Here is an 11,385-nt window from a genome sequence, read left to right as displayed (position 1 = left end):
TATACAGACGTTGATCCATCGAATGAACCAAACCGCCCACATATCTCTTCAGATATCTATCAATTTCAAAGAGCGTCGAGACAAAAGAAACCAAGATGCGCCGTAAACCTTTCAGCGCGCCCCGCCTCAATTACCTCAGAATTTCTCCGCTACGTAAGACCCGAACCGTAACCCGTCATCCCCGTCTAGCGCCCCGTGTCTGCATGTCTGCGTCTCCGGTAGAACGCTCTATAGACCTGTGATTTGGGGGCTGCAACAGCTTTTTTCAAAAAACTTCGTTTTTCTCGATTTTTTTCGGAACCGCGCTGAGATCGCGTGCTGCTGGCGCTGTGCCCCCATTCCGGCCCCTATGCCCCAAGCCGGCAGTAAAGCCCCGCAGCCAGTTTTGCGCGCTCTACCAGACTGTCGACCTCGATATATTCGTTTAGCGTATGGAGCCCCTGTCCCCGGACCCCGATTGAATCGAGCGTGGGTAATCCGAGGTAGCCGGTAAAGTTCCCGTCCGATCCGCCGCCTGCCGATTGGCCGGTCATCTCGAACCCCAGCTCGCGCGAGATGTCTTGCGCCACCCCCAGCATCGCCATCGTGCCGGGCTGGTCCGGTTCCCACACGGGGCGGGTCACACCGCGCGTGACCTCCATCACAACATTCCCCTCATCCGCGTTCAAGGCCATCATCTTGGCGATGCCCGCATCCAGTTGTTCCTGTGTCTTGGCCATAGACAGGACTTCGGCGTCGCAGACCGAAGAGACGCAGTTCACCCATTGCCCCGCGTTGAACACCCCCAACGAGAAGGTGCAGTCGTCGCTGGTCATGCCTTCGATCACGGCGACATGCTTTGCCATCTCGGCAATCGCCGACACGCCGTCCTTCAGCGCCCATCCCGCGTGGCTGGGTTTGCCGCGGGTTTGCAGGTTGAACCGCGCGATGGCATAGCGCCCGATCACCGCGCCGCCGTCGGGGCAGGCAGGTTCGGGCACAAGGATATATTTATGGCGCTTGGCCTCGGCCTCGATCAGCGCGCGGGTCGACGGTGTGCCAACCTCTTCGTCCGGCGTGAACAGCACGGTGACAGGCAGCGGAGTTTCGACCCCGGCGGCCAGCAATTTGCGCAGCGCATCAAGGAAGACATAATTGCCGCCCTTCATATCCATCAGCCCGGGGCCATAACAAAGCCCCCCCTCGCGGCGGAACGGCAGCTTTTGCAACGTGCCTACAGGGTGGACCGTATCCATATGCCCCAAGAGCAGAATACCCCCCTCGCCCGCGCGGGGGTGGGGCATGGTGGCGCGCACGCTATCCCCAAAGCCCATCCGGCCCGGGATCCGTTCAACCCGCGCGCCCAAGGCCGCCAGATCATGCTGCACCAGATCCATCATCCGGTTCACGGCCCCCGCGTCAAAGGTCGGGCTTTCGGTTTCGATCCAGGGGCGCAGCCCTGCAATCATCTCGTCCGTGTCAAACGGCAGCTCAAGCGGATTGGTCATGTCGGGTCTCCTCCCTAGTGCGAGGCCGTGATCTGCGGCACCGCCAGACGTTTTGTGATGATAGCGTAACTTCAGGCCTTGGGCAGACGTGTTTCCACGATGCGCGCATAGATCGACGCCCCCACGGGCAGCATCGCGTCATCCAGCACAAAGCCCGGATTATGCAGCGGCACATTGCCCGCGTGTCCGACACGGCAATAGGCACCGGGCACGACATTAAGCATATCGGCAAAATCCTCTGATCCCGTGGCCTGCTCGGTCGATTCTGACGACAGGTCAGCGCCCACCACATCTGCGGCGGCTGCGACATAGGCGGTGGTCAGATCGGGGTCGTTCATCAGCACATCAAAGACATTGCGCAGATCCACGTCAATCTCCACCCCGTAAGACAGCGCCATGCCCGCACAGATATCGCGGATGCGCTGATCGGCGAGCTGGGACACATCGTCGTGGAAATAGCGGATGGTGCCGGCGATCGTCGCCGTATCGGGCACCACGTTATAGGCAGAGCCCGCATTGAACTTGGTCACCGACAGAACGATGGGCTTGGTGGGGATGATATTGCGGCTGGCGATGCTTTGTAGCTGTTGCACCAAAGCGGACCCGATAACGATCGGGTCTTTCGACTGATGCGGCGCGGCGGCGTGGCTGCCGGTGCCCTTGATCGTGATGTCGAAAAAGCTCGCCCCTGCCATCGCAGGCCCCGGCGTGACAGACACAACATTGGGTTCCGAATTCGGATCGTTGTGCATCCCGTAGATCTCGTCACAGGGAAAGCGTTCAAACAGCCCCTCGGCGATCATGCGGCGCGCACCGCCCAGACCTTCCTCGGCGGGTTGAAAGATCAGCACCACGGTGCCGTCAAAATCGCGCGTCTCGGCCAGATAGCGCGCGGCCCCCAGCAGCATCGTGGTGTGACCGTCGTGACCACAGGCATGCATCCGCCCCGGATTGGTGGACGCATAGGCCACGCCCGAGGTTTCCTCGATCGGCAACGCATCCATATCGGCGCGCAGACCCACGCGGCGGTTGCCACCCCCCTGCCCCTTGATCAGCCCGACCACACCGGTGCCGCCGATGCCCTCGTGTACCTCGTCCACCCCATAGGCGCGCAGCTGCGCCGCCACGATGCCCGAGGTCCGCACCTCTTCGAACCCCAACTCGGGGTGGGCGTGGAAATCCTGACGGATCGCGGTCAGATCGCTGGCAAAGGATTCGATCTTTGGAATGGTGGTCATAGGGTGGCTCCTGTAGCGGGGGTCGTGCGGTCCAGCGCACGGAAGTTGGCGAAATCCCAATGCCGGCCGGGGGCGGCCTCGATCAGGTTGCGGGTGTAGTCGTGGCGCGGCGCGGCAAGCACCTCGCCCGCGGGCCCATGTTCGACGACAACGCCTTTCTGCATCACCAGCACCTCGTCGCAAATCTGCGCGGCGACCCGCAGGTCATGGGTAATGAATAGCATCGCGATGCCGAATTTTTCCTGCACGTCATCCAGCAGATCAAGCACCTGCGCCTGCACGCTGACATCCAGCGCCGACACGGCCTCGTCCGCGACCAGCAGATCGGGCTTCATCGCAACGGCGCGCGCGATGGCGATCCGCTGGCGCTGCCCGCCCGAGAATTGATGCGGATAGCGGTCCAGCGCATCGCGCGGCAGGTCCACCAGCTCCATCAGCTCGGCGGCGTGTTCCATCGCATCGGCGCGGCTGGTGCCAAAGTTGATCGGCCCCTCGCACAGGCTGCGCGCCACGGTCCAGCGCGGGTTCAGCGACCGGTAAGGGTCCTGAAACACGATCTGGAAATGCTTTCGATGCGGCTGCAACTGACGGCGCGACAACTGCGCGATCTCGGTCCCCGCAACGGTCACCTTTCCCGCCGTGGGGTCGATCAGCCGCATGATGGCGCGGGCCACGGTGGATTTCCCCGACCCGCTTTCGCCCACGATCCCAAGGGTGCGCCCCGGCTGGATGGTAAAGTTCACATCCTGCGCTGCTCGCACCCCTTGGCTGGCGCGAAAGAAACCGCCCCCGCCATAGGTCATTTCTAGCCCGTCCACGGTAATCACATCCTGCGCGACCGCCGCCCCCCGCGCCGGACGCGGATCAAGGTTGGGCACTGCCTGCAACAGCTTGCGGGTGTAGTCTTCCTTGGGCGCGGTCAAGAGCTGCCGGATCGGCGCGCTTTCAACGATGCGCCCCTTCTGCATGACGCTCACGGTATCCGCGATCTCTGCCACCACACCCATGTCATGCGTGATGAACAAAACCGCCGTGCCGTGGCGTTCCTGCATCTCTGAAATCAGCTTGAGGATCTGCAACTGCGTCGTCACATCCAGCGCCGTCGTCGGCTCGTCCGCGATCAACAGATCAGGGTCAAGGATCAACGCCATCGCGATCATGATCCGTTGCCGTTGCCCGCCTGACAGCTGATGCGGGAAAGCGGCATAGATCCGTTCCACATCTGGCAGATGCACCTGCTCCATCATATCGATGGTGCGGGCCTTGGCCTCGGCGCGGGACAGATCGCTGTGCATGTTCAACACTTCCTCGATCTGCTCGCCCACCCGCAAAACAGGGTTCAGCGCGGTCATCGGTTCCTGAAAGATCATCGCGATCCGCCGCGCCCGCAAGGCCCGCATCTGCGCGGGCTTGGCTTGGGTGATCTCGATCCCTTCCAGATCAATCGACCCGCCCTGAATCTCCAGCGCATCCTTGGGCAGCAGCCCCATAGCCGTCAGCGAGGTGACAGATTTACCCGACCCGCTTTCGCCCACCAGACAATGGGTCTCTCCCGCGCGGATATTCAGATCGATCCCGCGCAACACCGGATCAGCCTTGGGCCGCCCCGCCAATCCCACCGTTAGCCCGCGGATTTTCAGCACGCGTTTGGCATCGGTAAAGTCTTTGGACTTGAATTCCATCTCACACCTCCCGCTTTTTCATACGTGGATCAAGGATATCGCGGGCCGTGTCGCCCAACAGGTTGATCGCCAGAATACACAACGACAGCATCAACCCCGGCCAGAAGATCAGCCCCGGCTTGATCTGGAAATAGCTCCGCCCCTCGGCCATGATATTCCCCCATGTGGGGATCTCGGTCGACACGCCCGCCCCCAGAAAGCTTAGGATCGCCTCGATCAGAATGGCAGAAGCGCAGATATAGGTGCCCTGCACGATCAACGGCGCAAAGGTGTTGGGCATCAGATGCTGCAACAAGACCTTGGGCATCGACGATCCAAGCGCGATCGCCGCCTCGACATAGGGTTCTTCGCGCGCGGTCAGCACCACCGACCGGACCAGACGCACGACACGGGGCACTTCCGGCACGGTGATCGCGATGATCACCGATGTCACGCTCGGCCCGTTCAGGGCGACCAGCGCAATCGCCAGCAGGATCGCGGGGATCGCCATCAAGCTGTCCATGATCCGCATGATGATACTGTCGGCCAGTCGGAAATACCCCGCGACCAGACCAATTAGCAGCCCCACGGCCACGCTTACCACCGCCGCCCCGATACCGATCAGCAGCGACACACGGCCCCCCGTCATGACGCGGCTAAAGATATCGCGGCCGTAAGGGTCCGTGCCCAGCAAGAAGTCATCCGACGGCGGCTTCAGCCGCGCCATCGCATTCATCTCAAGCGGGTTATAGGGCACATAGTAAGGGGCCAGCACCGCCGCGAGCACAATCGCCACAAGGATCACCGCCGCAATCGTCGGACCGACACCGATCCGCATCGCTTTGGGGACAGAGAATAAACCGGTCACAACTTGAAAGGCGCTGTGCCGAGAGCTTGGGATCTGCGTCATATCAGTACCGGATCCTTGGATCGAAGAATGAATAGGAAATGTCGATCAACAGATTGACCGTCACATAGATGCCCGCGGTTAGCAGGATCATCGCCTGAATAACCGGATAGTCGCGCGCCAGAATGGCATCGACTGTCAGCCGCCCGATTCCGGGGATGTTGAACACGCTCTCGGTCACCACCACGCCCGAGATCAGCAGCGCGAACCCCGTGCCGATGATGGTCAGGATCGGCACCGCCGCATTGCGCAGCGCGTGGCGGAACAGCACGACATTCTCGCGCACCCCCTTGGCGCGGGCGGTGCGGATATAATCCTCGCCCAGAACCTCAAGCATCGACGCCCGCGTCATCCGCGCGATCAGCGCGATATAGATCGTGGCCAGCGTCAGCGACGGCAGGATCGCTCGGCTAAAGAACGGCCCGATGCCATCGGTTGGCGATTTATAGCCCTGCACCGGCACCCATTTCAGGTCGATGGCGAAAATCTGGATCAGGATATAGCCGATCACAAAGACCGGCACGGAAAAGCCAAGCACCGAAAATGACATCACAAGGAAATCCACCCAGGACCGGTGCCGCCACGCGGCAATCACCCCCATCGGCACGGCCAGAGCGACCGAGATCACAATCGTCATCAGCGCGATATTCAACGTCGGCCCCAAACGGTCGCCGATCATCCCCGCGACAGAGGTATTCGACAGCAGCGATGTGCCCAGATCACCGCGCAACAGCTGGCCCATCCATGTGCCGAACTGCACCAGCAGTGGGTCGTTCAGCCCCAGACTGTCACGGATACGCTCAAGCTGCGCAGGGGTGGCAGCATCACCGGCAAGGATCGCGGCAGGATCACCGGGCGTCAGCCGCAGCAAGAGAAACACAAAAATCGCAACGATCACCATCACCGGTATCGTGGCCAATATGCGTTTGAGGATATAGAAAAACATGCCGAAGGCTCCTTGCGGTAGTAGGGGTGAGAGGCGCGCATCGCAGCGCGCCTCTCAAGGCAGATCACTCTGCCGCTTTGGTCATGTTCCAGAACACCGGCACCGGCGACGGGATCATGTCTTCGATGTTAGAACGACGCGCCTGCGGGATGATGTATTCGCCCATCATTAGATAGTTCACGTTGTCCATCACATGCTCTTGAATACGCGTCGCGATCTCTTTCTTGGTCGCGTCGTCGCTGGCCGAGACATACTCTGTCCGCATGGCTTCGATTTCAGGGTCATCGGGCCAGCCGAACCAGCCATCATCGCCGCGGCCGTTCAACATCACGTTGACCAGCGGGTCAGAGACTTCGGGCACCATCCAGTTGGTGAAGAACAGGTTCCACCCGCCTTCAGCCACTGGCGACTGTTGGGCGCGGCGTTGCACGACCGACTGCCAGTCCATCGACTGCATATCGACCTCGAACCCCGCCTCGCGCAGTGCTTGGGCTGCGACCACAGGCTGGTTGTTCAGGCTGATCACATCGGTCGGGGCCATCAGGACAATCGGCGTCCCGTCATAGCCCGCTTCTTCCAGCAGCTCCTTGGCACGCTCGGTATTCGCGCCACCGGTCAGCAAGTCAGATCCCGCCTCGTCTCCCAAGGGGGTCGAGCAGCCAAAGATCGCGCCACAGACTTTGTAATATTCGGGATCACCCTGCATCGTCGCGAGCATGGATTCCTGATCCAGCGCCGCCATCGCCGCCTGACGCACCAGCTTGTTGTCAAACGGCGCATGCAAGAAGTTCGGACGCCCGATGGTGACATAGCCCAGGTCATCGCGTTTCTCGACGACGACATCCTCGTTGCCCGACAGGATCGGCATCAGGTCAATCTGGACCTGCTCAAGATAGTCGATCTCCCCCGCCGAAAGCGCATTCAACGCGGTCAGCGCATCGGGCATCGTGGTCCAGACCACCTTGTCCACATTCACGACCTTGCCACCCGCCATCCAGGATGCGGGCTCGTCGCGCGGCACATAATCGTCGAATTTTTCATAGGTCACCGACACGCCGGGCTCATACGCGTCCTGATCGAACACAAACGGACCGGAGCCGATGTATTCCGTGATCGTCTCATCGGCAGAGGTTTCGGCAACACGCGCCGGCATGATGAACGGCGGCACCGCGGATTGCTTGGAAATCACGTCGATCAGCGGACCAAAGGGCTTGGTCAGCGTCCAGACAACGGTCGTGTCATCGGTCGCCTCAAGGCTTTCGGTCACGTCAAAGATCAACTGCCCGCCGCTGTCGCGCTTGCCCCAACGGGTCAGAGAGGCAACAACATCGGCACCGGTCACAGGCGCGCCATCGTGGAACATCAGCCCGTCGCGCAGGGTGAAGGTATAGACCAGCCCGTCGTCGGATGTTTCCCAGCTTGCCATCTGCGGCTGCGGGGCGAAATTCTCGTCCACCGCCGTCAACACGTCATAGATCATATAGGCGTGGTCACGTGTGATGTGCGCCGTGGTGATCACCGGATCCAGCACCCGCAGGCCCGAGTGCATGACCGCCGTGATCGTGGTTTCTTCCTGCGCAAAGCTCGCGGCAGGCACCAGCAGCGCAGCCGTGGTCATCAGCGACGCGGCCAGCCCCCGGCTTTGTTTCAATGTGGGTCGTAAAGTCAGCATATCAATTTCCCATGTTGGTTGTGGTCATTGTTATATTTGGACACCGCCGGTTGATCCGCCGGTATCAGGGCGTGCAGCAGCCGCACGCGCGGCCCCGAAAACGGGACCGTTAGGGGAAAGCCGCAACCCTTTGCGCAATCGCGTAAAGGGCAGGTCTGCGGGGTCGAACGGCATGGGGCCGGGGGCACGCGCAACAATAATCTCGCGCGCACTCGGGGTGAAATCGGCCCGAAAATGGGTAGAGCTTTTGACGACGACAATTTTCTGCGTCTCTGGTGCGATCCCGACAAAGCGAAACATCTCGCGGTCGGCCATCTGCGCAATCCGCGTTGTAACAGCCACCCGCACGCCACCGATGCGCAAACAAGCAGACGGCCCCAGATCCAGCATCGTCCCACCGTAATAAGGACCGGTGGCTTTCACTTTGCCATCCGACAGCATCTCGATCACGGCCTCTACCTCGACGGGGCTATCATCGGGCAGACCGGGGTGCCCGCCAATGCGGAAAACAGCGCGCCCGCCCTCCCCCAGCTCATGGGCTTGGGCGGCGGAATGCGGGTCCACGATCAGCCCGATCGCCGCGTCTTGGGCATCGGCATCGATCAAGGCCCGCAACATCCCCGTCGTGGCAGACACCCCACCCGCGCCGGGGTTGTCTTGGGTATCGGCAATCACCACAGGCCCCTGCCCTGCCCCTTCCGCCGCGCGCGCCGCATAGGCAACCGCCGCGTCGGGGGTAAAAGTATCATTGTCGAACTCGGATTCGGCAGCAGCATAGGCATGCGCCACTGCATCTGCTGCGGCATCCGCCGCCGCTTGAGTCTCGGCATAGGCCACCGCCGTGGGGCCACAATCGGCAATATCCGCCGCTGGAAAGCCCATGAACAGCGACGCCGACAGTGCGCCTTGCGCCTCAACCTCTGTCAGGTTCTCATACAAACCCTTGGCTGGCTGCATATCCGTCGTCTGAAACGGGATCGGCACCAGATAGGACATGCGGCGGAACGCTTTGGCCGGACGCGTGCCGGTCTGCATCACATGATCCAGCAACCGCGCCGCCATAGCTCCGGTATCGGCCATATCGATATGCGGATAGGTGCGAAAACCCGCCAGCACATCCACCGTGTTCACAAAGTCTTCCGAGATATTGCCATGCAGGTCCAATGCGGCGGCAATCGGCACATCCGGCCCCACCAATGCGCGCACCTGACGGGCGATCTCTCCCTCGCCGTCATCGTGATGCGTCGCCACCATCGCGCCATGCAGATCCAGAAACACACCATCCAACGGCCCGGCGGCCCGCAGACCGTTCAGAATCTCGGCTAGAATAGTGTCGAACGCATTCTGCGTCACAGGTGCCGATGGAATAGCCCCCGCCCAAAGAACAGGCACCACATCCCAGCCCGAATCCCCCGCGACCTTGAACGCACCGGTCATGCCAAGGTTCACTTCCTGAAAGGCGTCTATCATCGCGGGGCCACCCACCATAGGGACATAACCGCCACCGGCCTTGAAGGCCGCCATATCCGCAGGCTCGGGCGCAAAGGTATTGGTTTCATGAAGAAATCCGGCCATGGCGACGCGCATCGGGGAACCCACCTTAAATTCATGTATCGCTTCACAAAGCTGAATGTATTGCTTGGCGATACGGCTGTATTGCCATACGATGCTAGGCACTGACCTATCCTCGCGTCAACCCGGAGCGCTCAATGCCAGACCCCAAACGACCACATTCCTCTGTCGCGTCTAATTTTCAGGCAGATGCCGATAGGCTCTTCGTGCGCTCCGCCGCCCGCGCCATTCACGTGCTCAGCGCGTTTCACGAGGCCGACGGCCCGCTCAGCCTGTCAGACATCGCCACAAAGGCAGAGATCGACCGATCTGCCGCGCAACGTCTTGTGCATACGCTCATGGCACTGGGTCACATCCGGCGCAGCCCCGATGACCGCGGCTACCTGCCCGGATTGCGCTTGCTCGACCACACCCACGACACCCTGCGTCTGGACCCCGTGGTGCAAGTCGCCACCCCCGTTGTTCTTGAGATGCGTAAATCCATCAACGAACGGATCGACTTCAGCCTCTATGATGAAACCCGCGTAATCTATGCCCTGCGCATGCAAAGCAAACGCGAGACCTTCTACGCCACGCTTGTGGGCCATAGCGTCCCGACCTATTGCACCGCCGGTGGCCGCGCGACCCTTTGCGCCCTGCCCCCCGAAGAGGCACGCGAGATCATCAATCGCTTCCCGCTGCACAGCTATACCTCTTATACCAACGTGGACCCCGACAGCATCATGAACAGTCTCGAACAGGCCCGTAGAGACGGTTTTGCGCAGGTGCAGAATGAATTTGTATTGGGCGAAATCGCCGTCGGCGTTCCGGTGGTCAACCGTCAGGGCCGTCCATTGGGTGCCATCCACATCGCCGGGTCGCTTTCTGAATGGAGCGCCGAAGACTTCGCCCGCCGCGCGGCCCCTATCGCCCAAGAAGCCGCGCGCGCCATCAGCGGCAGTTTCTAGCCCTTGAATTCAATCCGCGCGACGGGCCCCAGCTCTGCCTCCACCGCCGCAACAAGCGGGCGCAGAAGATGCGTCTCTATATAGCGTTGCGCGAATTTGCTCGGGGTGCGCAGCTCAAGCACGCCCCCTTCGAACGCCACATATTCAAGCTGCGAGAACCACGCCTTGAACTGATCCGCGTTCTCCCGCGACAGGTTCAGCATCGCACGTTGCCACGTGCCCGGCCCACCCTGCGCGGGCTCCGACGCCTCGGGCTTCGCGTAATCGGCCAGTTGCACCACCTTGACCGGCGTTTCACTGCGATAGCGTTCTTTCATCCGCGCATCGAAATCCGGCCCGACCAGCGGCCAGCACGGCTCTGACAGGCGCGCGATCTGCGCATAATTCAACCGATAGGCCGCCACCCTGCCCCGCACGCCGCCGCGCGTACAAATCAACAGCTGCGCATCCGTCAGCCGCTTGATCTCGCGTTTCACCGTGCGTTCATTCACCGACCACATTCGCGCCAGATCCCGCTGGCCCACGCTCAGCTCGTCAGCGCGCCAATTATACCGCGAGGTCACCGCCGCGATCAGCCGCATCAACGAGGTCTGCAAGGTCGGCGATCCGTTCAACCCCGCCACGCTCAACGCGGTCAAAAGGTCGTACTTGATCACCCCGGCTTCAGGGCCGGTCAGCCGCAATGGGTTCATGGTTTTGCCTACTCGATGTATCGTCTTATTTTTGTCGGTCAGCTTCTTTGAGCCGATTCCGTTTATGCTTTCTACAAAGCTCTAAATCCCGTCTTCTGTCAACCCGCTGGGAAAAACAGGAATTACCCTTTTCCTTAATCCAAATTCAATTTGGTAAAGGTTAATAGGTTAAGGGGGACGCATGGGTGTCACCATATCGGGGGATCCCTGTCACCAAAACAGCCCTTTATGCCCCTTGCCTGTCACCAAAATCTTTGTGCCCC

The 11,385-nt window shown here is 61.0% G+C and carries 9 protein-coding genes; 1 reads left to right on the top strand and 8 read right to left on the bottom strand.

What is annotated here, in order from left to right:
* Positions 1 to 347 precede the first annotated feature (347 nt).
* From GLP43_RS15850 to GLP43_RS15820, 7 genes are all read right to left on the bottom strand, one after another.
* Positions 348 to 1,487 (bottom strand): M20/M25/M40 family metallo-hydrolase, encoded by a 1,140-nt coding sequence (locus GLP43_RS15850; RefSeq protein ID WP_237280108.1) that lies wholly within the window; start codon positions 1,485 to 1,487, stop codon positions 348 to 350.
* A gap of 71 nt (positions 1,488 to 1,558) precedes the next feature.
* Positions 1,559 to 2,725: a M20 aminoacylase family protein gene (locus GLP43_RS15845; protein ID WP_237280107.1), complete on the bottom strand. Its 1,167-nt coding sequence runs from the start codon at positions 2,723 to 2,725 to the stop codon at positions 1,559 to 1,561.
* On the bottom strand, positions 2,722 to 4,407 hold the full coding sequence (locus GLP43_RS15840) for an ABC transporter ATP-binding protein (RefSeq protein WP_237280106.1): 1,686 nt from the start codon (positions 4,405 to 4,407) through the stop codon (positions 2,722 to 2,724). The genes GLP43_RS15845 and GLP43_RS15840 overlap by 4 nt, the downstream gene beginning before the upstream one ends.
* A 1-nt stretch (position 4,408) precedes the next feature.
* Positions 4,409 to 5,296: an ABC transporter permease gene (locus GLP43_RS15835; protein ID WP_237280105.1), complete on the bottom strand. Its 888-nt coding sequence runs from the start codon at positions 5,294 to 5,296 to the stop codon at positions 4,409 to 4,411.
* Between the two features lies 1 nt (position 5,297).
* Positions 5,298 to 6,239: an ABC transporter permease gene (locus GLP43_RS15830; RefSeq protein ID WP_005848795.1), complete on the bottom strand. Its 942-nt coding sequence runs from the start codon at positions 6,237 to 6,239 to the stop codon at positions 5,298 to 5,300.
* A 64-nt stretch (positions 6,240 to 6,303) separates the two neighbouring features.
* Positions 6,304 to 7,911 carry an ABC transporter substrate-binding protein gene (locus GLP43_RS15825; protein WP_237280104.1) on the bottom strand — a complete coding sequence of 536 codons (1,608 nt, stop codon included), beginning with the start codon at positions 7,909 to 7,911 and terminating at the stop codon, positions 6,304 to 6,306.
* Between the two features lie 30 nt (positions 7,912 to 7,941).
* Positions 7,942 to 9,486, bottom strand: coding sequence for a M81 family metallopeptidase (locus GLP43_RS15820; RefSeq protein ID WP_237280103.1), 1,545 nt, complete (start codon positions 9,484 to 9,486; stop codon positions 7,942 to 7,944).
* Between the two features lie 134 nt (positions 9,487 to 9,620).
* Here GLP43_RS15820 and GLP43_RS15815 point away from each other — a divergent pair, with 134 nt between their 5' ends.
* Entirely contained in the window at positions 9,621 to 10,430 is an 810-nt protein-coding gene (locus GLP43_RS15815) for an IclR family transcriptional regulator (RefSeq protein WP_237280102.1), read from the top strand.
* On the opposite strand, the gene GLP43_RS15810 is transcribed toward GLP43_RS15815, so the two are convergent.
* Entirely contained in the window at positions 10,427 to 11,122 is a 696-nt protein-coding gene (locus tag GLP43_RS15810; protein WP_237280101.1) for a DnaA N-terminal domain-containing protein, read from the bottom strand. The genes GLP43_RS15815 and GLP43_RS15810 overlap by 4 nt on opposite strands.
* Positions 11,123 to 11,385: the final 263 nt, after the last annotated feature.

Source organism: Sulfitobacter sp. M39 (assembly GCF_021735935.1).
In the GTDB taxonomy this organism is placed as follows: Bacteria; Pseudomonadota; Alphaproteobacteria; order Rhodobacterales; family Rhodobacteraceae; genus Sulfitobacter.
This window is presented reverse-complemented; position numbering and strand designations above follow the sequence as displayed.

Bases quoted from the DNA above. Each gene is read 5' to 3' on its own strand.
- GLP43_RS15850 (WP_237280108.1), bottom strand. From the start codon at position 1,487: ATGACCAATCCGCTTGAGCTGCCGTTTGACACGGACGAGATGATTGCA.
- GLP43_RS15845 (WP_237280107.1), bottom strand. From the start codon at position 2,725: ATGACCACCATTCCAAAGATCGAATCCTTTGCCAGCGATCTGACCGCG.
- GLP43_RS15840 (WP_237280106.1), bottom strand. From the start codon at position 4,407: ATGGAATTCAAGTCCAAAGACTTTACCGATGCCAAACGCGTGCTGAAA.
- GLP43_RS15835 (WP_237280105.1), bottom strand. From the start codon at position 5,296: ATGACGCAGATCCCAAGCTCTCGGCACAGCGCCTTTCAAGTTGTGACC.
- GLP43_RS15830 (WP_005848795.1), bottom strand. From the start codon at position 6,239: ATGTTTTTCTATATCCTCAAACGCATATTGGCCACGATACCGGTGATG.
- GLP43_RS15825 (WP_237280104.1), bottom strand. From the start codon at position 7,911: ATGCTGACTTTACGACCCACATTGAAACAAAGCCGGGGGCTGGCCGCG.
- GLP43_RS15820 (WP_237280103.1), bottom strand. From the start codon at position 9,486: ATGGCCGGATTTCTTCATGAAACCAATACCTTTGCGCCCGAGCCTGCG.
- GLP43_RS15815 (WP_237280102.1), top strand. From the start codon at position 9,621: ATGCCAGACCCCAAACGACCACATTCCTCTGTCGCGTCTAATTTTCAG.
- GLP43_RS15810 (WP_237280101.1), bottom strand. From the start codon at position 11,122: ATGAACCCATTGCGGCTGACCGGCCCTGAAGCCGGGGTGATCAAGTAC.